Below are 25,917 nucleotides of genomic sequence, written 5' to 3' on the forward strand. Positions count from 1 at the left end.
AAATTCTGAAAGAATAGATAAAGCATCACCTCTTATATATCAGCTCTAAAACCTTTTTCTTATCCTAAAATTTTCTTAACTTTAACTGAATAAAAGACTGATTAAAAACCAATTAAAATCAGCCATTTTTTCCCGTGATTTATTCTCATCTTAAAAAAGAAATGCCATGACACAAGGAATTTCTCAAAAAAAAGCAGCAGAACTTTTGAAACAATACGGCTTCAATGAACTCCCTTCTGCAAAACCGAAAAACGTTTGGCAAATTGCCCTAGAAGTGATTCAAGAGCCCATGTTTATCTTACTTATGTTTTGTGGTCTCGTCTATGTTTTATTGGGAGATTATACCGAAGGAATGATTCTGTTGTGTTGGGTTTTTGTCATTATTTTCATCACCTTTTATCAACACAGAAAAACCGAAAAATCTTTAGAAGCATTGAGACAATTGTCTTCTCCACGAGCTTTGGTGATTCGTGATGGGCAAGAAATTAGAATTCCCGGAAGAGAAGTCGTTCCCGAAGATGTAGTCATTTTAAACGAAGGAGATAGAGTTCCTGCAGATGCTATTTTATTGGAAAGTCAACACCTTACTATAGACGAATCTTTACTAACTGGCGAATCTGTTCCCGTGATTAAAACCGAAGAAAAAGAAGCTCATGTTTTCAGCGGAACGCTCATCGTACAAGGAAAAGGCAAAGCAAAAGTGACGCATACTGGTTCCGAAACACAATTCGGAAAAATTGGCGTTTCGCTACAAAATATAGAACAAGAAAGCACCCGATTGCAAAAAGAGATGAAAAGACTCATCAGAAGTCTGTTTCTTATGGGAATCGCCATCAGTATTGGCGTGATTTTGGCTTTTTATTTGACCAGAGGAAATTTCCTTAATTCTTTATTGAACGGATTGGCTTCTGCCATGTCTATTCTACCCGAAGAATTCCCTGTAGTATTGACTATTTTCTTAGCATTGGGAGCTTGGAGATTATCCAAAAACAATGTATTAACACGCAAACCTTCTGCCATAGAAACACTTGGTTCTGCCACCGTATTATGCAGTGATAAAACAGGAACCATTACCCAAAACAAAATGGAAGTTGCAGCGCTTTACTCAGGTGAAAAACTCTATTACAAGAAAGATTTTAAACATTCTTTAGAAAATATTCAAGAGGTTTTAACGGTTTTGGTTCACGCTTCTCAGCGTCATTCGATTGACCCGATGGAAAAAGCGATTGGCAATGAAATCAGCAGGTTACATCTCGCAAAAGAGGATTTAGATTTGGTAAAAGAATATCCACTGAGCAAAGAATTATTTGCCATGACTCGCGTGATGAAATCTAAAAACCATCCACAAAGTCATGCGTATTGCAAAGGTGCTCCTGAAGCGATTTTCCAATTGTGCCATTTTTCTGAAGAAGAAAACGCTCGTTATACTCAATTGGTTCACCAATTGGCAGAAAATGGTTACAGAGTTCTCGCAGCTGCTCATTGCGAAATAACTTCTGCCGAACTTCCCGAGAAACAAGAAGAATTTCCTTTTGTTTTTTGCGGATTGGTCGCTTTTGAAGATCCGATTCGTGAAGAAGTTCCAGGAGCCATCAGCGAATGCAACAAAGCAGGAATTAAAGTCATTATGATTACGGGTGATTTTCCAGCCACTGCCAAAAGTATCGCCAATCAAATTGGTTTACAGCACAACGACCAAGTTTTAACGGGTGCAGAACTCCAAAATATGAGCGATGCAGAACTCAAAGAAAAAATAAAAAACACCCATCTTTTCGCAAGAATTGTTCCCGAACAAAAACTCCAAATCATCAAAGCCTTAAAAGCCAATGGAGAAGTAGTCGCCATGACAGGAGACGGTGTAAATGATGCTCCTGCACTGAAAGCTTCCGACATCGGAATTGCCATGGGAATGAAAGGAACAGATGTAGCCAGAGAAGCATCTTCCTTGGTTTTATTAGATGATAATTTTGCTTCAATTGTTTACGCCATTCGTTCTGGAAGAAGAATTTTTGACAATCTTCAAAAAGCCATGTCTTACATTCTTGCTATTCACGTTCCGATTATTGGTTTGGTTTTATTGCCTGCTTTTTATTCTTCTTTGCCTATTTTATTGATGCCGATGCATATTGTATTTATGGAACTGATTATCGACCCAGTTTGTTCTATCGCTTTTGAATCTGAACAAGAAGAAAGAGGCATTATGAACCGACCGCCCAGAAATCCTGACGAACTCTTTTTCGGTTGGCGAAAAATTGCTTTTAGCTTGGTGAAAGGATTTTTACTTCTCACAATGGTAGTGGTGGTTTATTTTCTTTCTCTAAAAGAAGGACATACTGATAACGCAGTGAGAGCCATCGCATTTTCTTCATTGATTGTAGGAAATGTATTTCTTATTCTCACTTCATTGTCTGACACCCGAAATTTTGTTTCTGTAATTTTAGAGAATAATAAAGCTTTGGTCATTATTTCTACCATTGCTTTCACTTTACTTTTTTTAACGATTGGAAACCCAATGCTGCAAAAGATTTTCAGTTTTGAATATCCTGGTCATCAACATTTTCTTACGTCTATTATAGGAGCCGTAAGTGTTTTGTTTATCTTAGAAATGATTAAGCTATTGAAATTAAAACTTAAATCTTAAATTAAAAATCATCCTTTATTACAATCAAATTTTTAAAAAATATTGATTTGTTTCAAAGTTTTTGTACATTTGCATCGTGAACGATTTAATTTTAAACGATACTTTATGAAGACTAACCTTATACAGAACATTTTCAGAGTAATTCTAGGTTCTTTTATGCTCTTAGCAGGAATAGGTCACCTCACTTTTCAGCGTACAGAATTTCTAGCACAAGTTCCTAGATGGTTGCCTAGTCATCCTCACTTTATGGATTTTATTGTTTTATTATCTGGTGTAGCAGAAATTTCACTAGGTTTAGCGATGATTTTTTGGACTCGCAAAAAGGCTAAAGTAGGAATAGCATTGGCTATTTTCTATGTGCTTATTTTCCCGGGAAATATTTCACAATATACCAATGGAATATCTGCTTTTGGCTTAGATACGGACGAAAAAAGATTTATTAGGCTATTCTTCCAACCTGTGCTTATTCTTTGGGCATTATGGTCAACTGGAGCGCTTCAACTGCTTTTGAAAAAGAAAAAATCTAAGACTTCTGTTTCATTTTTTGATTTAAAAGCACAATTATTGAATGGTGATACCATTTCTATGAATCAGTTCCGAAATATGACCATCATTGTGGTCAATACAGCAAGCAAATGCGGACTTACCCCACAATATGAAGGTTTAGAAAAACTTTATCAACGATACAAAAATGAGGGATTGGTGATTTTAGGATTTCCTTGCAATCAATTTGCAAAGCAAGAATCTGGAAGTGCCAATGAAATTCAAGAATTTTGTCAAATAAACTATGGTGTAAGTTTCCCAATGTTTGACAAAATAGAGGTTAATGGCAAAAACGCTCACCCAATTTTCAAATATTTAAAAGCTGAACTAGGAGGATTTCTAGTGGATGATGTTAAATGGAATTTCACCAAATTTGTCATCGACAAAAACGGAAAACCTGTTCGTAGATTTTCGCCAACTACTCCACCAGAGAAAATGGAAAACTACATTAAAAGTATCTTATGAAAACAGAAAAAGATTTCAGCACTCTCTATTTAGAAAGACAATTGTGCTTTCCATTATATGCAGCATCTCGATTAACCACCAAGATTTATGAGCCTTTTCTCAAAAATCTAGACCTCACCTATCCACAATATTTGGTGCTTATGGTACTTTGGCAAAATGACGCCATCACGGTGAATGAAATAGGGAGCCGACTTTTTTTAGAATCTAATACGCTCACTCCATTGCTCAAAAGATTAGAACAAAAGGGATTGCTTACCCGAAAACGCTCTGCCGAAGACGAAAGAAAGGTAGTGATTTCTCTTACCACCTCAGGAAAAGCACTCCGAGAACAAGCAGTAGAAATTCCCACAAAAATTATTAGTCATTTCTCAGACGAGAGCATTTCTGCGGAAGAAATCATACAATTCCAAAAAACCTTGCATAGTTTGATAGAAATTCTTCATCAAAAATCTGAAAAACAATAACGTATTTACAGATAATTACATACTTCAGCCTATTTTTAATAGGCTTTTTTTATGGAAAAAAGCTGTGAAAACTTATATTGCTACATGGACATACCTTGCTCTAATTTCCCTATGCAAAAGCTATTGCAAAAGTCATTTAAATGTTATAATGATTTTAAAAATAATTGAACGAAGAGAAAATACTTAGAACTTAAATAGTATTAAAAAAATATCTTTTTCATGCACTCCTCATGCACTATCTATGGAGTATCTATGCACCATCTATGCTATATCTAAATTTATTTATCGTCCTTGTGTCGTCCTAAAATAACTATACAGGTTACTTTATGAAAAATTTATTATCAAGTAAACCACACGAAAGGATTTGTGCGGTAACGGGGACAGTTCTCTGTAGCTAGGCAGTGCGTATAATGTTCATTATGTTACTTGCTGCGGACAGCGGTGGTTTTGGAACCTTGCGATGTTATTAAGAAGTGAACGTTTTAGTGTGTTTAAGGTCACGTATTAGAAAACTCGCCATCGGGGCAGCGATGGTTTTGGAACCTTGACGAGGTTATTAAGAACTGAACGTTTTAGTGTGTTTAAAGGTCATGGATTAGAAAACCGCGCCATCGGGTGATGTTACTGCTTTGTTTTTTTTATTAGCAACTAAAGGATTTAGTGTTTTAAAGATTGGAGAAAGTTTGCATGTTATTCTGGTATTGCTCCTTTTGAATATAGTTCTGGCTCAAGTGTAAGAGCAATAACTAAAGTAAATCATTTTGCTGATAAGAAAATAAAATCTCTTCTACATCTCGTAGCATTAAATGCTATAAAATACGATGCAGAACTAAAGGAATAGTACCAACGAAAAAGAGATGAAGGCAAACATACGCTCTTGGTATTAAATAATATAAAATGCAAAATTGTAAGCAGAGCTTTTGCTGTTATTAGCAGAGAATCTCCTTTTGTCAATACTTACAAATTTGCTTCTTAAAATTTTTATATTTTTATTTGGTTTTTGCCATAGAATGCGCCATCGGTGTTTTGGGAAGCGCACGGGTTTTTCGGTTTACGCATGTAGAAAATAATCTTTTCCATTATGAAGAGATTCTTCACTATGTTGCGCTTCGTTCAGAATGACACAGTTCTGTTCTGTACTCAAGGATAAGAAATCTGAGACATCGGGGTTTTAATTTTTATTTATTTTTTTTAAAAAGTCTTTTGTAATTATATTATTGTGTTTTAATGAAGGTAAACCTACACTTTTACGATTTTTATTCACTTGAATTGTATCAGAAATTCCATCTATTCCAATATAAGAACCATAGAGCATTTTGTCTTTTAAAACTTGTAAATGATAGCGGTCTACCATCGTTGAATATTCACGTGGTGTACAATCCCCCATTTTTAAATATCTTTTTAATTTTTTTTCAAAATAAGGATAATCTTGCGAAGCCGACATGTGACTAAAAAAGGTACTCATTGGTAAAAAGACATCATCATTCCCAAAAATACCCACTTTTTGTAAAGAAGGATATCCATAATTATCAAATATCCACTTCATAAGTTTCGCATTTTTTAAATCATTTCTAGCACTTATATTTACATCTAAACGTTTTCCTTCTTGATCACGTATAAAAAGAGTTGTAATAGAATCCATTAATACTTTTTCTCTTGACCTCACCCATAAATCTGTTTTATAAGCTGCTTCTAAACTGTCTATTCCATATTTTTTAAATAAGGGTAAATGCTCTTGATAAGCGTTTCTATAAGGTGCAATTAAAGTAATAAACTTGTACAGATTTTTTTTACCCCCGAAATTTTCTTGATACTTATCACTCAAATAAATATAATTTTCAAATTCTTCTATTCTCTCTTGATTTTTAGGTGGAAACTCCTTAAATAATTTTCTGAATTTTTTTATTGCTAATTTAGGTCTTTGAGCAATTCTGTAGATGCTATCAATCTCATTTACTTTATTATAATAAATAATGTAATTTTTCTCCCTTGTGTTACAAGAAATAATGATTAAAGAAAGAAGTATTAGAATTAGAAAATAATTGAAATATGATTTCATATTTAGAAGTGCTTGGGTTATTTAGTTTCTAACAAATTTAATTAAAATATAAAAAGTCACGGATTACAAATCCGCGCCGTTGGAATTATCTCATTTTTATTGTTTTCCATTTTGTTTGCCCCTTGTCAAAGCTACAAATTTGAAATTTGTACTTACTTATTTTCTTTACCAAGTCGCTAAACTTAACTTCTGTAGGGTCTTTCGTCATTATGTCAAAAGTAGTAATGGCAATTTCGTTCCAAGTGTTTTTCTTTAAACTGTAAATTCTTAAAGATTTATATCTGCTTACACAAGAAGAATAGAAAATTCCAACTTCGTTAATCCCGTCTTCATCAATGTCACTACAAACAAAAAAATTATCTGGATGGCAACAATAAGAATCTGTATAAAGTCTGGGTAATGTCTTGTCATAAAAACAATAGGATTCTCCATCGTCACAATAATTGAAGTTAGGCATTACAAAGACAGTATCATTTTTTTTGCTTGTTCTAATTCCTTTAATAATTCTTATCCCTTCAAACCCTTCTTTCAGTTCTGAATTTCTATGTGTTAAAACTCCACAATTATCTGGTTGATATAGTGAAAAATAGTGGTCAATAATTCCGGTTTTTTCTTTCAATAAACTGTCCTTGATAAATTTTTTGTTGGCATTTAGTATATAAGTTAAACTATCATTTTTGTAAATAGTGTCATTCTCTGTTGACTTAGTTTCATCAACTTTATTATCCTTGAATTTGTAAGAAAATGTCAAGGTTAGTAAAATAAAAATTATTAAAATGTTCTTGTTCATGTGACAGTCTCTCTATTATAACAGCTCACACACAAATAGACTGTAAAACACTTATTAACGTTTGTAAATGATTGTCAGTATTTAATGAGTTCAGTATTTGAATTTATGCTTATTAGTTTCAATCAAATTTAATTAAAATAAATGAAATGAGCTGTGGAAAGTTACGGATTAGAAATCTGCGCCACATGGAGTTTTTATTTATCTGTTGTCCATTTAGTTCCTTTTGCTGATATTGTCAATACGTCTTTTCGTTTTAACTCTTTCCAAGGTGTCTGTGTAGTGTCGTATTCTATTATTTGATAATTTCTCTCGCAGTTCTCCCAATTTGTGCAAGGACAACGATTGGGGATTTCATTCCAAGGAATATTAGCTCTTTGTTGAAGTTCACTGAATGCGTCTTTAAATGTTTTAAACTCCCCTTGTTGTTCAGCGTGAAATTCATCTTCTATTATAAAGGTTGTCTGATGTTGCATTTTATCATTTAAATTTTGGATTAGAATCCGCGCTAACGGGTGTCCAAAATGAATAAATCTCTTTTGTTGATTTTTTCCTAGCAATGTTAAACTGGTTATCTTTTACTATTTCAAAATCTTTCGCATTAAATTTGTCTGTATCTAAAAACCAACTTGGTTTTAGATTTTCAAATTGTCTTACCTTTTGCTGAAAAGCAAATGTTTCAACTTTTGGATAATTTAAAAATATTGAATCGTAATAGCTATTATTCGAATAATTAAATTTCCCGAAAGCACATTTATCAAGATAAGAAATGCTTTTTAATTCATATGCATCAGATTTAATGATACTAGGAAACCATCCCGATAATCTTGGATTTTGAATGCTCTTAAAATCTTCATAATTTTTATAATTCTGGTCATAAGAATTATTTTCACAAGAAATTATAAATAGAAACAAGCAGAAAATCTTGAATATTTTTTTCATATGTTCATTTTAACCACAATGTTTGTAGTAATTACTGCTAACATTCAAATAGTCGAAGTATAAATATAATACTCTTATAATCAATTAAATATTCGTTTGTAAGCGAATGTAAGTATTTGTTAGATTTCGGTATTTGAGTTTATGTTAATTAGTTTCTAACAAATTTAATTAAAATAAATGAAATGAGCTGTGGAAGGTCACGGATTAGAAATCTGCGCTATCGTTTTTCTTAGTGTAACAAATTTATTTCGATGATGTTATTATCTTTCTTAAAGTTTTCCAGCCATTTATCATTTAATTCTTTTATTACTTGAGCAGAAGTTTTGAAGTTTCCTTCTGCATCTCTTTGGTCAGGAATATGACCAATTAAATCAGCTGTTGGATTTTTACGATAGTCTTTAAATTTTTTCACGTATTGGTCAAAGTTCAATTTATATTCTTTATAGTTGTTCAAATTGGGATAATTAAAAATATGATCATTTTTTCTTATTCCCTTTAATTCAAAAATATGACTTTTAGTGGTGTCTTCAATTTTTAAAATTAAACCAGGAAGGTTTTTGAATTTATAAGGTCCGTCTGGAATTGGTAATTCTTTTGCAAACCAAGCAACCCACTTTCTTCCACCGAATTCAGTTGTTGCTTCTTGTACATCATAACCTAAAATTTTTGAAAATCTATTTTCCAATTTCCATTTTAGATCTATGTCTTGTTTTACAATATATTTATCCCAAGATATAAAAGTTATATAATCAATTTGATTTGAATTAGGATATTTAACAATTCTATCACTAATCATTACTTTATTTTTTGGCATTGCCATATTCCCTTTTTTGGCTTCGGATAACTGTATAGAATCAGAAGAATATCTTTCGTAACTATAGAATTCTGTTCTATCTTTTTGAATATTCAAAATCATTATTTCATTTTTTACATTCATTTTATTTGTAGAATCAGAAATGAATTTATAATCATATAAAAAAAGTTTATCTTGAGAATATGTGTAATTTATGATCAATAGGAAAAGTAAAAATTGAATTTTCATTATATAGTATTTTTTTAGAGATTACCGTTAACACACAAAATAGAAAAAGAATGATAGCACAATTCTTATCATCTAATAATTGTAATTAGTTCAGTATTTGAGTTCTTATTTATTCGTTTATAACACATTTAATTAAAGTAAATGATATGATTTGTGGAAAGTCACGGATTAAAAATCTGCGCCATCGTGAATTTGTAAAGTTGTGAAGTTGAAATATTTTGCCTTTTGAAGAGATTCTTCACTACGCTGTGCTTCGTTCAGAATGACACGGTTCTGTTTTGTAGTCACGGTTCGAAAGCTGAGGTATCGGGTTATTTTACATTCATTACTTTTTCTAATAATGGAGGTAATTTCGTGTCAGGATTAATTAGATCATTATTCCAAAAACTCATCACACAACTTATATTCTTGTTTCTCACATTTTCTGCAATGTAATAAACGGTCAATGATTTTCCTCCTGACATTCCCGCTAGAGCAGAATTAACTCCTGTAAACTCTACGATAACTTTTTTTGCTTTGGTTGGAACGCCTTCAAATTCAACATCAACAATATTTTCACTTGCAATTTTTGTGCTTTTTCTTGTTTTTGTCACATTAAATTGATTTTCAATAGATTGTTTTGCGTCTTCCAAAGTTTTATGGATAGACCAATTCATTTCTCCAAAGTATGGACATTGCACCGTATTTAAATATGACCAATAGCAACTATTCCCAAGTTCTATTTTTCTTCCTACAAAATCAATTGACTGGATTTGCAACTGAACAAAATTTTCTCTAGGAATTTGGTTATTAATTATTTTATTAACTAATTCTTCCTCGGTCTCTCTATCTGTGATTCCATTTTTTATAAACCAAACAACAGTAGTAGTATTGTTAGGATTCTCTACAAAATAGTAATTGTTAGTTTGAAAAATGTTTCCAGCGATATTTTGTTTTTTTGTGATGAAATAATTATTGAAATCAATTTTTTCATCTCTAATTTTTAAATCGGTTTCAGTAATATTATGCTTTTTAAAAATTTTCTTTAACCCTTTTTCGTCAAAAGAATTGTTAAAAACTTCACTTGTTATGCTGTAACCATCAATATTATACCAAGTTTTCCCATTGTTGTCTAATACAGAAAGTCTATCAAAAATATTGGATTGCGAAAATGCAAAAACCGAAGTAAAAATTAAGATTATTTTTAGAGATTTCATTTGTTTATGGTAAATGTATAGGTTGGAACATTGTCATTAGATTTTTTTTTCCAATTTTCAGCAAGGTTTGGATTATTCATTTCAATACCTTCTACTGGAAAGATATCAAATTTAGAAAACCATTTTTGTGGATTTTCACCATCTTTTTTGAAATAAGTTTGTCTTACAATAATGCTGTCTTTTGCTTTAACCGTAAATGAGTTTGTTACTTCTTGAGGTCCAAATGTTTGCGACATTTTTATTACGCTTGCAGAAAAACTTATAGGCTTTTCAGAAGTATTTTTTACAATAAATGCTGTCATTGGACTTCCTTGCATAGGAAAGCAAGAAATTAAAATTACCGAAATAAGTAAAATTAATGTTGATTTAAATAAATTTTTCATATTCTATGCGGTTTTTTTGCATTATTTCATATACCACTCAAATAGACGAATAATAATTGTAAAATTCTTATCATCTAATAATTGTAAGTGTTTAGTACAGTATTTGATTTCTTGTTTATTAATTTATATCGAATTTAATGAAAATAAATGAGTCACGGATTAGAAAACTGCGCAATCGGGGAAAATGGATTTTTTTTTGCGTGTATAGTCTCAAATCTCCCAAAGGATATCTTCAAACCCGCGCCTTGCAAAACCGCTGTTATCGGTAGTCTCTTTATTTTCATTTCAAAGTCCATTCAACAAAATTATTCATAACTTCTTTCCAATGTGGTTTATCGTGGTTTGCTCTTCCATCTTCACCGACTTCAAAAAAATTATGTTCAAGGTTTAGATATCTTTTATAAGTCAGATTAGTTTTATGATTTCTTATGAAGTATAAAGGAACCAAATCGCATAAATCACTTGCGATATCGTATGTACCGTACGCTAAATAAATTGGCTTATTAATTTCTAACCAATCGTCTATTAAAGGTTCGGAAAAAGATCTCCATGCAATTAAATTGACATTTGCTTTTACTTTTTGCGGATTATTCGCATTACGATAAATTTCATATTCTTCCTCAATTTCTTTATTTGCTTTTTCCCAAGTTATTTTTTTATTTTCTGCGTCTTTTCTTGATTCTCTTATGTTTTGATCAATTCTTCCGAATGGATTTGCTCCAAATAATCCAAGTTTTGTTACTGCCTTATAATTTTTCGCAATTTTTGTGGCAACTTTTGAACCTTGTGAATGACCTGCAATTATTAGTTTTGAGTTGTCAACCCATTTTTGCTTGTGCAAAAACTTTAAAACTTTTATTGCTCGGTTTGTATAGTTTTCTAAAAAATCTGCTTTTTGAAATTCTTCTGTTGGAATGTTTTTGTCCTTTGAGTGGCCAAAATACCAATAGGAATCATTTATTTGGCTTTCCTCTGCAACTAATGGCGTTTTAGGCATAGAGACGATTACTAGATAATAATTCTTTGTAATCTTCTCAATATCAAAATTTGTAATTCCACCGCCAATTAACCAGATTCCTTCCTTCGAATTTACATAAAGTGGATAAGGAAGTGAACCTTGACACCAAAGAAAAATAGGCTTTTTAGTTTCAAGTTTTGTATCAAAAACTATAAAATCTATATTTTCATCTCTACTTGTTAATTGGAAAGTCGTAGATTCATTATTAATTATTTTTTTCTGCTGACTAAAAGAAAGGTTAATAATTAGTAAAAAAAATATTATAATTTTAATTTTCATTCTCTGTTATGTTAATAGTTTTTTAGAGATTACCGATAACACTCAAATAGACGAAGTACAATTGTAAAATTCTTATAATCAAGGAAATATTCGTTTATAAATGATTGTAAGTATTTATTTTGTTCGTTATTTGAGTTTTTGTTTATTCGTTCTTAACAAATCTAATTAAAGTAAATGATATGATTTGTGGAAGGTCACAGAATAGAAATCTGAGCCATCGGGGGCAGCGGGATGTCTGTAGTTATTTTAATGCAATCTCTAAGTCTTCAATCATTTTTTCTTTGAAAATTGGTAAAAAATGTTCAATTATTTTATTTTCTTCCCTTAAATTTTTATTGCTATCGTATACCTCAAAATCAAATTTTTTATTCATATTTTCAGGTATAAAAATATTCGTAAAATCCTTATTATTTTTACTGTACGGTAATACTAAAAAGTTAGAAAAAAATAAAGCTCTTTTTTTTGTATGTGAGAGTGTTGCAATACCAAAATTATAATTTAAATCATTAATTCCCAAAATATCACTTCTTCCATATGCTGTATTTTTTCTTAAAATAAGAATTTTATCTATTCCTTTTTCATTACAAAACTGGTTAATGTATTCAATTGCTTTTACATTTGAATACTTTAAATCAATATTTTCAAGTTTTGAAAAATCAAAATCTTCATATTTTTGAAACGAATATTTATTTTTATTCAAATAATCTTCTAAGAAAACTAAATAATTATAATTTAATTCTTTTTCGATTTCTGCTTTTGCTTTAAATGAACCTTTTAAAAAAACATAACCCATTTTTGGATTTATATTTGAAACAATTCCAATTTTTTGACTATTAAATAGTAAGGGGAATAAGGCGATAAATAAAAACTTCAATTTCATATTGTTTTTTTTAATAATTACAGATAACGGTTCGGCGGATTTGCGAAGTCCCGAGAAGGAAGTTTGCTTCCGTTCTTGGGATTTAGCAAATTCACAGATGTGCGAAGTTCGCGTAGCGACGAGCAACATCTGCGGATGTAATCCGCCGAACCGATGTGGCAAAAGGAGCGGAGCGGATTTTGCCACATCACTCAAATAGACGAAGAATAATTGTAAAATTCTTATCATCTAATAATTGGTAAGTGTTTAGTTCTGAATTTGAGTTCTTGTTTTTTAGTTTCTAACAAATTTAATTTAAATAAATAATATGATTTGTGGGAAGTCACGGATTAAAAATCTGAGGTACTGGTATTTTTATTTAAAATCATTTTTTAATATTAGTAAGACAAAAGTCAACTGATTTAAGCAAAATAAAAAATTGTATCTACCGAAATTTATCAATTTCTATATTTTTACCCTATTACTTCAAAGTATTTATCTCTTCAAATCACTGAATAGGAATTTGTAATACTGATAAAATATCTATTTTTGTAGGATATAACCATGTATGAAAAGAATTCATTTCATTTTAATTTTTCTCTGTCCTTTTTTATTATTCTCTCAAAGTAAAAAAGGATTTAAAATACCCGATTCATTAAAGAATAAAAGTACTCAGTATATATACAATGCTTATCAAGATGCATATCAAATAGATAATGAACAAGCTGAATTCTATGCGAATGTAATTCTCTCCAAAGGAAAAAAAGACAACAATAAAGATTTGCTCTATGATGGGTATTATAAAATTGCCAGAATAAAAAATCTAAAGGGAGAAAACGGACATCCCTATGCAGACTCACTCATTGCCCTGGTAAAAAATAAAACTTATAAAAATTATCCTTCTAATGCATACATTATTAAAGGGATATTATACAACAATGAGGGGAAGTATAAGGACGCTTTAGATCAATATTCAATAGCTTTAAAATACAGTCCAAAAGACGATCAAGAATTTTTCTACCGTATAAAATTACTAATAGGCATACTGAAAACTGCAACTGAAGAATATAAAGAAGCTTTACCCCTTTTCAAAGAATACCATGAGTATCAGATAGCTAAAATAGGCACTCGCCATGAAGATAAAGGAGCATACATCGGTTCTATTTTTTCACTCGCCAATATTTATGCTAAATGTGAGCAATATGGAAAAAGCAATGAACTTATAGCATTAGGAATAAAGGAATGTAAAAAGTACAAAATCTACTCCCAATACAATTACCTCATCATGCTGAAAGGCATCAATAATTACTATTTAAAAAACTTGCCTTTGTCATTACGCTACTTACAATCTGCTGAAAGATTATTAAGAAAAAATAAAGATTACTCTAATCTCTCCATTTTATACTATTTTATTGGCAAAGTGAAACATGAATCTCATCAGGAAGATGAGGCTATCCGTTATCTTATTCAATCTGATTCCATCTCTTATGCCATACAAGATTACAATCCTGTAAGCAGAGATGGATATGAAATTATTATCGATTATTATAAGAAAAAAGGAGATATCAAAAATCAATTAAAATATATTAATCAACTTATCTATGCCGACAGCGCTATTGCAAAGACACAAAAAAATCTTTCCAAAGAAATTTTCAAAAAGTATGATACTGCTTTGCTGATAAAGGAAAAAGAAGGACTCATAAAAACTCTGAATAACCGAAATTCAATTTATATATGGTTCATTTTATTTTTAATTATTTGTTCAGGTCTTTTTATCTATATCATCATTGAAAATAGAAAAAAAATCAAAAAATATGAGAAGCATGCAAAGGAGTTGCTTGAAAAAATTGACCACAGAAAAATAATCATTACAGAAAATGAACCCTTCAATGCGCCTAAACAAGATGAAGAGGAGAACAAAAACCATATATCCTCTCACCCTAAATTCCAAAATATCATCCAAAAAATAGAAATTTTCGAAAAAAATCATTCTTTTTTAAGAAAAAACATCACGTTAGATTCACTATCTAAAGAGTTTGATACGAACAGAGATTATCTGTCTAAGTTAATCAATGAATTAAAAGGGAAAAATTTCACTCAATACTTAAATGAACTCAGAATAAACTACATTGTTTCAGAGCTTAAAACGAACGAAAAAATGAGAAAGTATACCATAGCTGCTATCTCTGAGGAAATTGGGTTCAATAATTCTGAAACTTTCACCAATGCTTTTAAAAAGATTACAGGAACATTGCCTTCTTATTACATAAAACTTTTAAATGAGGAACGCTAGAATTTCTGAAATGGTTCTGGATGTGGTGAGTAGTGATGAAGTGATGAAGTGATGTGGTGATGTGGTGATGAAAAATAATTCATTGCGCTAGAGACAAAAAACACCATCAGTTATTTACTTCATTTCCAGAATTTTAATTTTCAAAACACACCCAATACCTCCTCTATTTTATCTCGTTTTTTATCAATTTCGGCAGGCTTTTCTTGAAAAACTTAGATTATGACTTCATATTTGTAAAACCGAAACAGATGAGGTAAAAACTAATAACAAGAAAAGCAAGCTAAAAGAACAAAAAATCTAATCTATGTAATTCTATGAAAGTTCCTGAGAAGCAACTTTATCAGATACTTAAAATCACTCAATTAAAGCTCTCAGAATAGAATTAATTAGAATGAAGAATTGACTTTTGGCCTCCCCCAGCCCCTCCTAAAGGAGGGTGAAAGATTTGGAATAAAAAACTCCAAAGCGGATGGGCTTTAGAAATGAAATTATAAATATTAAAGAAATATATTAAATTTTAGGGTTCAAAAAAATTAAAGAACATTTTTTCTAAATCTGGAAAATCTTTAAAACTTCCTTTTTCGTTTTGATTTGTTATGGATATAGTTGTTTTACTAAATACTATTTCTGGAGTATAAATATTTTTTAAAAAAATTTCATTTTCATCTTTTTCATCAATTATGGAAAATTTATTCACAGAATACTTTTTATAATAAACTAATTTAAATTTCTTATCTATCCCTCTTGGAATATAAATATGAGAGGATCCCTTATTTGAGTAGTCAAATAAATAAGAATAATCTTGAATAAATTCGAAAAGTTTCATAAATCTATGTTCATCAATTTTATTAATCATAATTTATTTTTTTTGTTTTCAAATGTATTAATGAATTATTATCAATGAAAGAAAATAGGTTTACAAATTTTTATCTTCATGTAAAAAGTTATTCACAATTCTGTAAAATTGAATTGTCCTTAAAATAAGGAATTGACTTCAAGATTAGTGAGGTTTTGAGCGGAAAGTTCTGGATTGTAGTTTGGGTAGAGAAAGTCTTCTACTGGGATATCATCTAGCCAACGGTATTCGATTTGGTTGTTTAATAGAATTGGCATTCTGTGTTTGGTGTTGTGGATTTCTGCCATGAGTGGATTGGCTTCCGTGGTTCCTATGGTGCAGGTAAGGATTTCTTCATCTGTAGCTGGGTTTACCCAGATGTTGTACAGTCCACCAATAGCAAAGATTTCCTGGTCTTTAATTTTGATGAGGTAGTTGTCTTTTCTTTTTCCTTTGTCGTCCAACCATTTCCATTCGTGGAAAGCATTGACTAAAATTAGGCAACGGTTATTGGTGTAGTTTTTATAGGTTGGCTTCTGGTGCACTTCTTCCATTCTTGCATTGAGGGTTTTCTTAGCGAATTCGCTATCCTTAGCCCAAGTTGGGAGGAAACCCCACTGCGCTGCAACGATATGGTCTGTATCGTGGTCTAAAATCACTGGTAATTTTGGATTGGCAAAACCGTTGATTTTGTCGTCTCTGGTGTAATCGTCTCCAATGTATTCCGCTTGATAGGCTTGTTCAAGTTCTCTAGGGGTGGATTTTATTCTAACGTAGTTGCACATGGTGATTTTGGTTTAATCAAAAGTAGTGAATTTTTGCACACTATGTATATTTGGGTTTGGGAGTTTGAAATGGTGAGAAAAACTATGAAGTTGCAAAGTTTTGAGAGCCAGGGTGTTTTGTTTATAAAAAACGCTAACATTTTTACAGTTAGCGTTTTGCTTTTATTTATCTGCTACGAAGTCGGGAGACTTCGTAGCGCGGGGAGTTTTTTTTATTTTAGACTTTCTTTTATTAATTTATCCATATATTCTATCAGTTTATTTCTATTTGGCATTAAATCTCGAAGTTTTTTCACGACTTCTTCTTGATAATTTTTACGTTCAATAAGCAATTTTTCATATCTAGGCGTTAAATCCAATTCTGTTTTTATGATTGTAGAAATGTTTAAACAATGTTTTTCAAAATCGTGCTGAAGCATTAGAATTTTAACGGACAAATCTTTTCTTAAATGGTAAAATTCTGAATCTGAAATGAAAATTTCTATTTCTCCCTCCTTAAAATTGTAATTAGTTTTAGCTTCTTTAATATTGTTAATTGTTAGTTCATTTTTCACTTCATAATTATCACTAAAATCTGATGAAGAATCAGTTATAAGTCTTTGCCAATTGTTTATTGCTGAGAAATATTCTAAAATTTTTGATCGTTTTAAAGAATTGTAATCAATTTCACCACTTTCCCGAACTTTAAATTTGGTTTCAACCTCCTTGATTTCTTTTGTAATCTGTGCAATATCTTCTTTTGTTGCCAAATTTTCACCTTTTTTCTTCAAGTATGATGGAACATAAAATTGAAAGTAAAGCATAAGTATAATGCCTACCAAAATTAATATGTTAAAAATCAAGTTTGTCAATTCCATATCTGTAATTAAGTAATTTTTTCACAAAATTTCTGCTAACGGAAAGGGGCTTTGCGAGGTGCGGGCTACTGCAACCGAAAGTGGAGAAGAGGACGAAACTCTAGCAAAAACTTTTTCCATTTTTTAAAACTACGAAAAAAATAAAAAATGGGAAAGCTTTTTGTGGGTACTGCCTGCAAATTTTCTAAGATTTCCTTCAACCTCGCATCTTGCAAAACCCAGGTTAGCCGCAGTATTTTTTTACAGTCTCTTTACTTCAACAATTTTTATTTGATTAGTGTGAATATCTTTCAATTTCACTACGGACTTTTGGGTCTCGATTTTATCATTACTTTTAAACAAATCACACAAATTTAAATTTTCATAATTTATCTCATCTACTTTTAAGATTTCGTCGCCAAGATTAATTTTTTCTTCGAGCGATTTGTCCCATATAATTCCAACTACTAATTTGTTGTCAGAAATAATAGGGGAAATACCCCAAGGTTTTTTAGATATCTCATTGAAATTTTCGATTTTTGAAGTAGGTTCGAAATAAAACTTTTTAGTTGCATAATCTATCGTTGCTTTACCAAATTTTAATAATTGCGAGCCTATTCTTGATTCATTACCGCTAGTTGTAAGGACTTTAACATTCTCAAATTTGTAATTATTCACTAAAATGGAAGGAATATTTACAATTGCTTGCGGTTTAATATCGTCAAAACCGTGAATTCCCCAAACATAAGTTCCTTTGCTTTCATTTATCACTTCAATAACAGTCTTTTTCGAGTTAAAAAATTTATATGCTTCATAAGACATATCGTAAAATTTATCTGCTCCACTGTCAAATAATACATTATCGGCAAGTTTCTCATTTCCTTTTTGCAAAACTAGGGTTATCCTTGGATTACTTTGCGACTGTGTAAGTTTGATTTCCTGAAAAGGAACTTTTTTTAAATTTAGATTTTTGGAATTATCAGTTATAGTGATTAGTTTTTGCGCATCATCAAACTGAACAACAGAATTTCGAAGCATATTGCTTCCAATAATTCCGTCAATTTGAAAACAGTCAAACATTTGTGAAGCAGTTTCGGGTAAAACAAATCCTTCCGTATTAAGAAATGTGATTTCTCCCAATTGTAATTTGGGTAAAGAAGTAACTATTAATTCTTCTTTTCTACCTGACGCATCAAGAACTGATACGCTTCCTTTTTTAGTTAATTTAATTTCTTCAAATAATTTTTTTGATACTGAAAAAGCGGCTCCTGTATCAAACAAAAATCTATAATATTTTCCATTAATAGACGTGTTGACAATTAGTTTATCGTTGTATTTCTCATATTTTAACGTCTGAAAATATTTTTTTTGTTCAATAGTTCCTTGATTAAGGTTAATTGAATTCTGACCAAAATAAAAGGATAAATTGATAAAAAATACTAGTAGTAAAATTGTTCTTTTCATTTGATACACGGTATTTGACAATATTGCGGCTAACTCATAAATATACGCAATTAGACACTAATTTATTGATATAGACCAAAATATTCGTTTGTAAACAATTGTAAGTATTTGATTGGGTGTAATATTGAGTTATGCTTATTTGTTTTTATCAAAAATAAACAAATTTTATGAATAAAAAATACGGGAAGTCAGAATTTTGATGGAAATTGATGAAAATCATTGAGTTTTGGAAGAAGACACCCCGTCATTCCGATTCTCGGAATGCCACCCCTCTAAAAGAGGGGAACTTTAAGTATTGCGTTTTTGGAACAGTTGGAGGCCAGTTCTCTAAGAGTGGGGAACTGATAGTGTGTTATTTTGCTTTGACTTTGATGATTTGGTGGAGGTCTGTGGTGTAGCGTGGCGATAGGTTCTTTTGGTTCATTTTCCAAGTTCTTTGTACGTCCATGGAGCCGAGTTTGATTTTGTCGTCTCCCAGTCTTTTGTTCATCACGTCAATTATCTGCATGATTGGGCGGTGTTTTGCGTGGAGGTCTTCATCAAATAATGAGGTCATTCTCTCGGTTTCAGGAACGAATTCTGTGACCATTACTCCCGCTTTTTTGTATTGGAAATAAGGCAGGTAAATTCTCTCCAGTCCTTGAAGTGCTGCCTTTGAAATTTCAATGGCTGAATTAGAAGGATTGGTTAAGGTGATGGTGATGGAATTGCTGTATTGTTTCAAGTCCTGTTTGAAACGGTCTGTCATGATGAAAACCGTAACATATCTGCAACATGATTTTTGAGCTCTCAGCTTCTCGGAGCATTTATAGGCGAAGGTAGAAACTCTTTCTTTCAAGGTTTCTAAATCGTCTGTTCTTTTATCAAATGTTCTGGTGGTAGCAATTCCTTTTTTGGGTTTTGGAACGGAAAGGTCGTATTGTGGAATTCCAAGTAATTCTCTATGCATTCTTAAACCAAGGATTCCCATTTCTTTTTGGACGAAAGCTTCGGGAAGTTGGGTAAAATCCCAAGCGGTCTTTATCCCTCTTTTAGAAAATCTTTCGAAATATCTTCTGCCAATGCCCCAAACGTCTTCCAAAGGAAACCATTTGAGTGCTTTTTCAATCTTTTCTGGTGTGTCTATCATGTAGACTCCCTTTGTTCTTTCTGGGAACTTTTTTGCAATTTTATTGGCCACCTTTGCCAAGGTTTTGGAAGGTGCCAATCCGATACTCGTGGGAATATCTAAACCTCTGAATACTTTTTCTCTAAGTTCGAGACAATGCTGCTGCAAGTCTATATGTTCGTAGCCGTGAAAATCTAAAAAGGATTCATCAATACTGTAGACTTCAATGTCTTTGCAATATCTTCTGCAGATATTTACTATCCGGTTTGAAATATCGCCATATAAGACAAAATTGGCTGAGAAAACTGTTAATCCTGCTTCTTTTTCAAGATGCTGAATCTGGAAGTATGGTTGTCCCATTTTAATGCCCAAGGCTTTGGCTTCGTTGGAACGTGCAATGGCGCACCCATCGTTGTTGGATAATACCACAACGGGCTTGTTTCGCAAGTCTGGACGGAAAACCCTTTCACAACTTGCATAGAAATTATTGCCATCGATTAAGCCAAACATTATTTTTTTATTTTAAATAAAATCGATTTTTACTTTCCTTCCTAAGCCTAAATTAACATACTTCTGCATAGTTTTTAAGCCTAGTAATCTTCCGTCGTTTTCAATCTTTTTTATTGTAGAAATTGGTATTTCAGATTTTTTGGAAAACTCTTCCAAAGAATAATTTAAAGTCAGTCTGTAACTTTTAAGTTTTGGGCCAAGTTTATATATGTCTTTTTCTAAAACATATTTATTTTCTAAAGCATTATACTTTTTAAAAATTTCATTTTTGAAGGCCTTCCATTCATTAGATGTGTCTTTTTTACCGACACTATTTAATACTTGCAATGTATACGCATTGACTTCTGAAAACTTTTTTTGTAATTCTACAATGTGTTCTTCAGTTTCTGTTTTATGTTCGTATTTAAAATCTATTTTTAGTATAAATAATAATTTATTATTATCATTTAGTTTTTCAAAAGCAGAAAAGAAATACAAAAGATTGTCTTTTTTGATGTTCATGATTATTTTCTTAGTTTATGTAGGTTCCAAGTGGAAACGCCCCAAAGCTCGAAGTCTGTATCTTCGCTGATGTCCATATCAGAATAGTTGGGGTTTTCTGATTTGAGTTTTATTTTTTCTAATCTTAGAGAGTTTTCCTTGTATTTTGGCTTGTACCTCTTTACATAAAATTCTCCCTGATAAAAGACTACTACAATATCATTTTCTCTAGGAAAAAGACCTTTCTGAACAATGAGAATATCTTCATTGTATACCCCAATCCCAATAAGGGAATCTCCTGTTACCTTTGCAAAGAAAGTGGTTTCTTTGTCTTTGATTAAGAGCTTTAACAAGTCTATGGTGTCTTCGGGAAGTCTAAAGCAGGACTTTCAAAACTGCCGTAACCACCCGCTTTTACCTTAGCTGGAAGGACTGAGATAGCAATGTTTTCATCGCTTTCAAGTTTGAAAAGTTTTATCTTGGATTTCATTTTTCAAAGGTATAAAATAAAGCAAAATGAATTGGGGAGTGTGGAAAAGTTTTGGTTTGACTTCGACAAGCTCAGTCACCGGGCTTCGTGAACTGCGTTCGCAGACCTACAGTCTGTGCTCAGCCAGCGAGGAAGGAAAACAATTTTCTTTTCCCAGCCCTGACTTCGACGACGCTCAGTCACCTGGGTGGAAAATTGTTAATTGTTAATTATGAAAAGTGTTGTACTTAAAGTCATGGATTAGAAATAAGCGCCATCAGGACCCCTGTTCTTTTTTATGAAATAACAGTTTAAGCACATTTAAAAAAATATGTTTTCTTTTTTTTCTACGTAACCAAGGGTTAATTTTCATTAAGATTAAACGTTTTTTTACAAAAAAACTTATTAATTTATCGTTAATCAATCATAACTTCTTTTACTTTTTCGGGCTCAAAGCCTGCATAAGCGCAAAATTCTTCCACGGTGATAAATTGATGTTCTTCTTTGTTTAATTTTTCTTTGATTTTTTGGATCAAGTTACGGGCATATCTCTCACTTTTCCCTGTAATTTTGACGATGTCCTTAGGATAGATGCACAGTCTTTTTTGTTTCATTTTCATACTTTAAATCAATTATTTATTGTACAAGAATAAGTTGTGGCATCTTACTCATTTGTCTTAGAATGACAAAAAAAGAAAACAATATATTGCTATTGTTCTTTACAAATATAATCAATTCGGTCACATTTTTACCTATATAATGTTGAAAAAAATAGCATTTGAGGTAAAAAAATGTAAAAACGGCAAAAAACGTCTGTCTCGGCAGGGTTTCTTGTTCAGCATATTTTTAATCTCAATCTTTGCCTTGTGAATTCACCAGCGGTTTGAACAGATGTACCTCAAACATCTGAATTATCAATCTTTTAAAAAGTAAAAAAAAATGGCAAGACAAGGAAGTATTATTAAAATTAACGGAACCATTGCAGGGATTAATTTCTACAAATCCAAAGATGGTTATCTTGTAAGAGAGAAAGGAGGTGTATCCGCAGAGAGAATCAAAAAAGACCCCGCATTTCAAAGAACTCGCGAAAACGGTTCTGAATTTGGAAGAGCAGGCACCTCTGGGAAAATTTTGAGAAACGCTATTCGTCCTTTACTACAAAAGGCTTCAGACTCTAGAATGGTTAGCCGACTTACTAGAGAAATGATTAAAGTTATCCAAATGGATCAAACTAGTCCTAGAGGTCAAAGAAATGTTATAGACGGAGAAGCTGTTCTCTTGAAAGGATTTGATTTCAACATCAATGGTAAGCTTGGGAATACCCTCTATGCGCCGCAAACAGTAGAAATTACCAGAACTAGTGGTTTATGTGAAGTGAATATTCCTCCATTTGTACCAACGGTTATGATTGCAGCTCCAAGTGGCACCACCCATTTCAAGCTTCTCTCTGCTGCGGTTGCGGTAGATTTCGAAAATGGCACCTTTGAAACTCAAACCAACGAATCAGGAATTATTGCATGGAATGATACTGAAACACAAGAATTTATTTTGGATAATGAGTTAACCCCTAATTCACCTCATCCTATCTTCTTAATGTGTGGAGTAGAATTCTATCAAGACGTTAATGGTGAGAAGTATCCATTAAAAAACGGTGCTTATAATGCTTTATCTATTGTAAAAGTTGACACTCCTGTTTAAAACTTTACATGGAAATTGTATTAAAAAGGATGTATTTTCCCGAAGGAACGAACGGCGCATTGAGCTTTGAAGGCAAAGAAATTTGTAAAACAATAGAATTGCCTTGGAGAAATAATCAGGCTCGAATTTCGTGTGTTCCAGAGGGAAAATACAAAATCCGAAAGCGTTTCAGTGCAAAATTTAAATGGCATATAGAGATTATGAATGTAAAAAACAGGAAGTTCATTCTCTTTCACCCAGCTAATCACGCACAAAAGGAACTGAATGGATGTATTGCTCCCGTAACACAAATTACAGGAGAAGGTAGAGGAAATGAATCGAGAAAGGCTTTTGAGGAGCTTAAAAAATTAGTTTTCCCCTATCTAGAAAGTGGTTTTAAAATAGAACTTATCATTAAAAGTGAAAATTCTGTTCCAAACTTATAAAGGATGGGATTTAGTATCAGAAATTTTTTACCCCAACTCTGACTTCGACTTCGCTCAGTCACCAAGGGTAAAATTTTCTGAATCTAGAAAGTAGAATTTTCATTCAAAATTTTGAATCATTATGAAAAAAATAGTTCAAAGACTACAAGAGCCCACGCCTAAGTTTTTTAGAAAGTTAAGAAATATAGGTTTAGCATTAACCGCGGTGGGTGGAGTTATTGCCACAGCTCCCATTTCATTACCTAGTCTTCTGGTAAGTATTGGAGGATATCTGGCTGTAGCAGGAGGAATTGCTTCCGCAGTAAGCCAATCTGCCATTCACCGAGACGACTAAGTTATCTATTTCATCAAACTCATCATTAATTTTATGCTGATTTGCAATGAATTACGTGGATAACTCTACAAAACTTAGTACAGCATGTGGAACTTTATTGACTATCTTTGTTTATATCCAAAAGGATGAGATTATCAAGACCATTATTTTGGCAGGGGTTGGAGCAATAACAAGTTTTGCTATCAGTTTATTGTTAAAATATTGTATTAAGAGAATAAACCGAAAAAAATAAGTTGTGGCAAACTTAGAAACGGTATAGAGGCTCCCTGAGATTAAGGAGCCTCTTTTATTTTCTTTTGTCTTCAGAAGATTCTTCGTATCCGAAGAGATTAAACATTTCTCTCATTCTTGATCTAATACGTTTACCATATAAAGTTTCAATTTCTTTAGCAGACAGATTCGTGGTAATATGTGTTATTGTATTTTTCTGTTTAAACAATTCGTATCTAGACAATAAAATTTCGCCCATTACATTACAATCATTTCCGAAATACTTTGTGATTTTTTCTGTACCTAGGTCGTCAAAGCAAAAGCTTTTTATATTCCTTAGATTATTCCCATTAGTTGTAAAAGAGTACTTGTCTATAATATCAAACCCATCTTTCAAAAATTCAGAAACCACTTGACGAGAAGATATAACCTCAAAATCTGATTTATTCAATTTACATTCTTTGAGAATTTTAAATAAAGTAGTTTTTCCACATCCAATAGGTCCGGTAAGGAGTATGCCTTTATTCAAATCAAAGCCCATTTCATCAGCAACCAAATCATCTCTTAACATCCAAGCCAACATTGCAAATACAATGGCTCTTTCAGATGAAGGAATTACGTATTCTCTACCTATTATTTTTGAAGCATTTTTTATAAACCAAGGGATTACTTTATAATAATCATAGCGGGTCTCTATAGTTTTTGTTGGCAGGTTCATAATTTTCTTTATTATTAAAAGGTGATTTATTTTTCTGAAAATTCTCCTTAAAAATATTTTCATTCAATTTAGATATCCAGTTTTCGGCTAATGGTTGCCAGTTGATTATTCTAGTTCTCCCTCCCATTAACCAGCCTAATGATTGATAATGATTAAAAAACCTCTTTGCATGTTGTTCGGTACAATTGTTAGAAATAAAAAATTGTTTTACCATTAAATAATTAGGTGGAATTGTGGAATCCTCATTTATGACTAATTGCCGTTCTTCATATTTATTTTCACTTTTGTTTGATTGTAAAATATGATTATTGATTTTATTCTTTTCAATATTTGAATTGTTTGAATTGTTTATATAAGGTACTATTGCTTGTTCAGCACCTGACTGATTAATAGTCTGGTCAAACGAATTTAGCTGTTCACCTGCTGACTGTTTATTGAACCTCTCATTGTTAGAATCAAAACTAAACAGATGAACTAAACTCCCTTTAAGTGGATTAAAAGAAGGAAAATACTGAATGTAACCCCAGTCATGCAATTCTTTGATGCATTTATGGTAAGTCGCTTTAGCCGATATTTTACTTAAAGTCATCATCTCATTCCTAGAAATACTTATTGGATTGCGAAAACGGTTTGCATTCCAGAACTGAAACAAGGCATGATAAAGACTTATATGAGATGGATTGAGGCGGTTTTCATGACCTATTTTTTCATAAAACCCAGTTAAATGACGTATGTAGTTCATCTTTTAAGATTTTATTTGATTGACATTTCTGCTTTCCAAAAGTTTTTCTATGTCTTCATAATTGTAATAAAGGGTACCTCCAACTTTAGAAAAACGTAAAGTCTGATTCATTCTCAAATTTTGTAATGTACCTGTTGAAATTTTAAGAATAGATTTCACTTCAGAAGACTTTAACCATAGCTTCTGTTCTGATGTTTTGACATTGAAAATGCCTTTAATTTCTTCAATTAATTCTAGTTTGAATTGTTCTAAATCTTCTTTTGTAATTAAGGATACTGTCATGATTTGATTTGTTTTTGACAAATTTTAATCATTTACCTGTTGTGCATTTA

At 31.7% G+C, this 25,917-nt stretch carries 28 protein-coding genes; 8 read left to right on the forward strand and 20 right to left on the reverse strand.

What is annotated here, in order from left to right; translation table 11 throughout:
* Window positions 1-166: 166 nt before the first annotated feature.
* The 4 genes from EB819_RS07480 to EB819_RS13030 all read left to right on the forward strand — a co-directional run bounded on the left by EB819_RS07480 (window position 167) and on the right by EB819_RS13030 (window position 4,954).
* Window positions 167-2,641 (forward strand): cation-translocating P-type ATPase, encoded by a 2,475-nt coding sequence (locus EB819_RS07480; protein ID WP_069797046.1) that lies wholly within the window; start codon window positions 167-169, stop codon window positions 2,639-2,641.
* A 105-nt stretch (window positions 2,642-2,746) separates the two neighbouring features.
* Window positions 2,747-3,649 (forward strand): DoxX-related protein, encoded by a 903-nt coding sequence (locus tag EB819_RS13025; RefSeq protein WP_083250129.1) that lies wholly within the window; start codon window positions 2,747-2,749, stop codon window positions 3,647-3,649.
* Window positions 3,646-4,113: a MarR family winged helix-turn-helix transcriptional regulator gene (locus tag EB819_RS07495; protein ID WP_069797047.1), complete on the forward strand. Its 468-nt coding sequence runs from the start codon at window positions 3,646-3,648 to the stop codon at window positions 4,111-4,113. Before EB819_RS13025 ends, EB819_RS07495 begins: the two co-directional genes overlap by 4 nt.
* A gap of 700 nt (window positions 4,114-4,813) precedes the next feature.
* A complete protein-coding gene (locus tag EB819_RS13030; protein ID WP_083250133.1) occupies window positions 4,814-4,954 on the forward strand; it encodes a transposase in 141 nt (46 codons plus the stop codon).
* Between the two features lie 330 nt (window positions 4,955-5,284).
* Here the strand turns inward: EB819_RS13030 and EB819_RS07505 are convergent, their stop codons facing one another.
* The 9 genes from EB819_RS07505 to EB819_RS07545 form a co-directional block, all read right to left on the reverse strand.
* Window positions 5,285-6,172 carry a hypothetical protein gene (locus EB819_RS07505; protein ID WP_069797048.1) on the reverse strand — a complete coding sequence of 296 codons (888 nt, stop codon included), beginning with the start codon at window positions 6,170-6,172 and terminating at the stop codon, window positions 5,285-5,287.
* A gap of 85 nt (window positions 6,173-6,257) precedes the next feature.
* The gene (locus tag EB819_RS07510; protein WP_069797049.1) at window positions 6,258-6,962 is read right to left on the reverse strand and encodes a hypothetical protein; all 705 of its coding nucleotides are present in this window, start codon (window positions 6,960-6,962) and stop codon (window positions 6,258-6,260) included.
* Window positions 6,963-7,156: 194 nt separating this feature from the next.
* The gene (locus EB819_RS07515; RefSeq protein WP_069797050.1) at window positions 7,157-7,435 is read right to left on the reverse strand and encodes a hypothetical protein; all 279 of its coding nucleotides are present in this window, start codon (window positions 7,433-7,435) and stop codon (window positions 7,157-7,159) included.
* Between the two features lie 4 nt (window positions 7,436-7,439).
* The gene (locus EB819_RS07520; RefSeq protein WP_069797051.1) at window positions 7,440-7,901 is read right to left on the reverse strand and encodes a hypothetical protein; all 462 of its coding nucleotides are present in this window, start codon (window positions 7,899-7,901) and stop codon (window positions 7,440-7,442) included.
* Window positions 7,902-8,130: 229 nt separating this feature from the next.
* The gene (locus tag EB819_RS07525) at window positions 8,131-8,943 is read right to left on the reverse strand and encodes a GLPGLI family protein (RefSeq protein ID WP_069797052.1); all 813 of its coding nucleotides are present in this window, start codon (window positions 8,941-8,943) and stop codon (window positions 8,131-8,133) included.
* A gap of 311 nt (window positions 8,944-9,254) precedes the next feature.
* The gene (locus EB819_RS07530; RefSeq protein WP_069797053.1) at window positions 9,255-10,139 is read right to left on the reverse strand and encodes a hypothetical protein; all 885 of its coding nucleotides are present in this window, start codon (window positions 10,137-10,139) and stop codon (window positions 9,255-9,257) included.
* A complete protein-coding gene (locus EB819_RS07535; protein ID WP_124878708.1) occupies window positions 10,136-10,522 on the reverse strand; it encodes a hypothetical protein in 387 nt (128 codons plus the stop codon). The genes EB819_RS07530 and EB819_RS07535 overlap by 4 nt, the downstream gene beginning before the upstream one ends.
* 280 nt (window positions 10,523-10,802) lie before the next feature.
* On the reverse strand, window positions 10,803-11,819 hold the full coding sequence (locus EB819_RS07540; protein WP_069797055.1) for a hypothetical protein: 1,017 nt from the start codon (window positions 11,817-11,819) through the stop codon (window positions 10,803-10,805).
* 241 nt (window positions 11,820-12,060) lie between these two features.
* Complete coding sequence (locus tag EB819_RS07545; RefSeq protein WP_124878710.1) at window positions 12,061-12,699, reverse strand: hypothetical protein; 639 nt, start codon at window positions 12,697-12,699, stop codon at window positions 12,061-12,063.
* Window positions 12,700-13,246: 547 nt separating this feature from the next.
* Between EB819_RS07545 and EB819_RS07550 the strand changes: the two genes are divergently transcribed.
* Window positions 13,247-14,971 carry a helix-turn-helix domain-containing protein gene (locus EB819_RS07550; RefSeq protein WP_069797057.1) on the forward strand — a complete coding sequence of 575 codons (1,725 nt, stop codon included), beginning with the start codon at window positions 13,247-13,249 and terminating at the stop codon, window positions 14,969-14,971.
* A 517-nt stretch (window positions 14,972-15,488) separates the two neighbouring features.
* On the opposite strand, the gene EB819_RS07555 is transcribed toward EB819_RS07550, so the two are convergent.
* The 8 genes from EB819_RS07555 to EB819_RS07590 form a co-directional block, all read right to left on the reverse strand.
* The gene (locus EB819_RS07555) at window positions 15,489-15,827 is read right to left on the reverse strand and encodes a hypothetical protein (RefSeq protein ID WP_069797058.1); all 339 of its coding nucleotides are present in this window, start codon (window positions 15,825-15,827) and stop codon (window positions 15,489-15,491) included.
* Between the two features lie 119 nt (window positions 15,828-15,946).
* Window positions 15,947-16,591 (reverse strand): SOS response-associated peptidase, encoded by a 645-nt coding sequence (locus EB819_RS07560; RefSeq protein ID WP_069797059.1) that lies wholly within the window; start codon window positions 16,589-16,591, stop codon window positions 15,947-15,949.
* A gap of 212 nt (window positions 16,592-16,803) precedes the next feature.
* A complete protein-coding gene (locus EB819_RS07565; RefSeq protein WP_069797060.1) occupies window positions 16,804-17,448 on the reverse strand; it encodes a hypothetical protein in 645 nt (214 codons plus the stop codon).
* Between the two features lie 240 nt (window positions 17,449-17,688).
* Complete coding sequence (locus tag EB819_RS07570; RefSeq protein WP_069797061.1) at window positions 17,689-18,891, reverse strand: retropepsin-like aspartic protease; 1,203 nt, start codon at window positions 18,889-18,891, stop codon at window positions 17,689-17,691.
* Between the two features lie 352 nt (window positions 18,892-19,243).
* Complete coding sequence (locus tag EB819_RS07575; protein ID WP_069797062.1) at window positions 19,244-20,509, reverse strand: Y-family DNA polymerase; 1,266 nt, start codon at window positions 20,507-20,509, stop codon at window positions 19,244-19,246.
* Window positions 20,510-20,521: 12 nt separating this feature from the next.
* Entirely contained in the window at window positions 20,522-21,010 is a 489-nt protein-coding gene (locus EB819_RS07580) for a helix-turn-helix domain-containing protein (protein ID WP_069797063.1), read from the reverse strand.
* A 2-nt stretch (window positions 21,011-21,012) separates the two neighbouring features.
* Window positions 21,013-21,348 carry a LexA family protein gene (locus EB819_RS07585; protein WP_124878714.1) on the reverse strand — a complete coding sequence of 112 codons (336 nt, stop codon included), beginning with the start codon at window positions 21,346-21,348 and terminating at the stop codon, window positions 21,013-21,015.
* Window positions 21,349-21,874: 526 nt separating this feature from the next.
* Entirely contained in the window at window positions 21,875-22,078 is a 204-nt protein-coding gene (locus EB819_RS07590; RefSeq protein WP_317126155.1) for a hypothetical protein, read from the reverse strand.
* Window positions 22,079-22,397: 319 nt separating this feature from the next.
* On the opposite strand from EB819_RS07590, the gene EB819_RS07595 reads away from it, so the two are divergent.
* From EB819_RS07595 to EB819_RS07605, 3 genes are all read left to right on the forward strand, one after another.
* Window positions 22,398-23,156 carry a hypothetical protein gene (locus tag EB819_RS07595; RefSeq protein ID WP_069797065.1) on the forward strand — a complete coding sequence of 253 codons (759 nt, stop codon included), beginning with the start codon at window positions 22,398-22,400 and terminating at the stop codon, window positions 23,154-23,156.
* Window positions 23,157-23,164: 8 nt separating this feature from the next.
* Complete coding sequence (locus EB819_RS07600) at window positions 23,165-23,581, forward strand: DUF5675 family protein (RefSeq protein WP_069797066.1); 417 nt, start codon at window positions 23,165-23,167, stop codon at window positions 23,579-23,581.
* Between the two features lie 121 nt (window positions 23,582-23,702).
* Window positions 23,703-23,915, forward strand: a complete 213-nt coding sequence (locus EB819_RS07605) for a hypothetical protein (protein ID WP_069797067.1) — start codon at window positions 23,703-23,705, stop codon at window positions 23,913-23,915.
* Window positions 23,916-24,201: 286 nt separating this feature from the next.
* Here the strand turns inward: EB819_RS07605 and EB819_RS07615 are convergent, their stop codons facing one another.
* Genes EB819_RS07615 through EB819_RS07625 form a run of 3 tightly spaced genes read right to left on the reverse strand, consistent with a single transcriptional unit; the run spans window position 24,202 to window position 25,867 of the window.
* Window positions 24,202-24,843: a P-loop NTPase family protein gene (locus EB819_RS07615; protein WP_069797068.1), complete on the reverse strand. Its 642-nt coding sequence runs from the start codon at window positions 24,841-24,843 to the stop codon at window positions 24,202-24,204.
* Complete coding sequence (locus EB819_RS07620) at window positions 24,806-25,585, reverse strand: hypothetical protein (protein ID WP_069797069.1); 780 nt, start codon at window positions 25,583-25,585, stop codon at window positions 24,806-24,808. The genes EB819_RS07615 and EB819_RS07620 overlap by 38 nt, the downstream gene beginning before the upstream one ends.
* Window positions 25,586-25,588: 3 nt before the next feature.
* A complete protein-coding gene (locus EB819_RS07625) occupies window positions 25,589-25,867 on the reverse strand; it encodes a helix-turn-helix domain-containing protein (protein ID WP_069797070.1) in 279 nt (92 codons plus the stop codon).
* Between the last annotated feature and the right edge of the window lie 50 nt (window positions 25,868-25,917).

The organism is Cloacibacterium normanense, assembly GCF_003860565.1.
In the GTDB taxonomy this organism is placed as follows: Bacteria; Bacteroidota; Bacteroidia; order Flavobacteriales; family Weeksellaceae; genus Cloacibacterium; species Cloacibacterium normanense.

Coding starts and splice junctions, on each gene's coding strand:
- EB819_RS07505 (WP_069797048.1), bottom strand. CDS start 6,172: ATGAAATCATATTTCAATTATTTTCTAATTCTAATACTTCTTTCTTTA.
- EB819_RS07540 (WP_069797055.1), bottom strand. CDS start 11,819: ATGAAAATTAAAATTATAATATTTTTTTTACTAATTATTAACCTTTCT.
- EB819_RS07535 (WP_124878708.1), bottom strand. CDS start 10,522: ATGAAAAATTTATTTAAATCAACATTAATTTTACTTATTTCGGTAATT.
- EB819_RS07590 (WP_317126155.1), bottom strand. CDS start 22,078: ATGAAAATGAAACAAAAAAGACTGTGCATCTATCCTAAGGACATCGTC.
- EB819_RS07575 (WP_069797062.1), bottom strand. CDS start 20,509: ATGTTTGGCTTAATCGATGGCAATAATTTCTATGCAAGTTGTGAAAGG.
- EB819_RS07615 (WP_069797068.1), bottom strand. CDS start 24,843: ATGAACCTGCCAACAAAAACTATAGAGACCCGCTATGATTATTATAAA.
- EB819_RS07620 (WP_069797069.1), bottom strand. CDS start 25,585: ATGAACTACATACGTCATTTAACTGGGTTTTATGAAAAAATAGGTCAT.
- EB819_RS07495 (WP_069797047.1), top strand. CDS start 3,646: ATGAAAACAGAAAAAGATTTCAGCACTCTCTATTTAGAAAGACAATTG.
- EB819_RS07580 (WP_069797063.1), bottom strand. CDS start 21,010: ATGAACATCAAAAAAGACAATCTTTTGTATTTCTTTTCTGCTTTTGAA.
- EB819_RS07555 (WP_069797058.1), bottom strand. CDS start 15,827: ATGATTAATAAAATTGATGAACATAGATTTATGAAACTTTTCGAATTT.
- EB819_RS07605 (WP_069797067.1), top strand. CDS start 23,703: ATGAAAAAAATAGTTCAAAGACTACAAGAGCCCACGCCTAAGTTTTTT.
- EB819_RS13025 (WP_083250129.1), top strand. CDS start 2,747: ATGAAGACTAACCTTATACAGAACATTTTCAGAGTAATTCTAGGTTCT.
- EB819_RS07525 (WP_069797052.1), bottom strand. CDS start 8,943: ATGAAAATTCAATTTTTACTTTTCCTATTGATCATAAATTACACATAT.
- EB819_RS07600 (WP_069797066.1), top strand. CDS start 23,165: ATGGAAATTGTATTAAAAAGGATGTATTTTCCCGAAGGAACGAACGGC.
- EB819_RS07515 (WP_069797050.1), bottom strand. CDS start 7,435: ATGCAACATCAGACAACCTTTATAATAGAAGATGAATTTCACGCTGAA.
- EB819_RS07510 (WP_069797049.1), bottom strand. CDS start 6,962: ATGAACAAGAACATTTTAATAATTTTTATTTTACTAACCTTGACATTT.
- EB819_RS07565 (WP_069797060.1), bottom strand. CDS start 17,448: ATGGAATTGACAAACTTGATTTTTAACATATTAATTTTGGTAGGCATT.
- EB819_RS07550 (WP_069797057.1), top strand. CDS start 13,247: ATGAAAAGAATTCATTTCATTTTAATTTTTCTCTGTCCTTTTTTATTA.
- EB819_RS07530 (WP_069797053.1), bottom strand. CDS start 10,139: ATGAAATCTCTAAAAATAATCTTAATTTTTACTTCGGTTTTTGCATTT.
- EB819_RS07595 (WP_069797065.1), top strand. CDS start 22,398: ATGGCAAGACAAGGAAGTATTATTAAAATTAACGGAACCATTGCAGGG.
- EB819_RS07560 (WP_069797059.1), bottom strand. CDS start 16,591: ATGTGCAACTACGTTAGAATAAAATCCACCCCTAGAGAACTTGAACAA.
- EB819_RS07570 (WP_069797061.1), bottom strand. CDS start 18,891: ATGAAAAGAACAATTTTACTACTAGTATTTTTTATCAATTTATCCTTT.
- EB819_RS07480 (WP_069797046.1), top strand. CDS start 167: ATGACACAAGGAATTTCTCAAAAAAAAGCAGCAGAACTTTTGAAACAA.
- EB819_RS07625 (WP_069797070.1), bottom strand. CDS start 25,867: ATGACAGTATCCTTAATTACAAAAGAAGATTTAGAACAATTCAAACTA.
- EB819_RS07520 (WP_069797051.1), bottom strand. CDS start 7,901: ATGAAAAAAATATTCAAGATTTTCTGCTTGTTTCTATTTATAATTTCT.
- EB819_RS07545 (WP_124878710.1), bottom strand. CDS start 12,699: ATGAAATTGAAGTTTTTATTTATCGCCTTATTCCCCTTACTATTTAAT.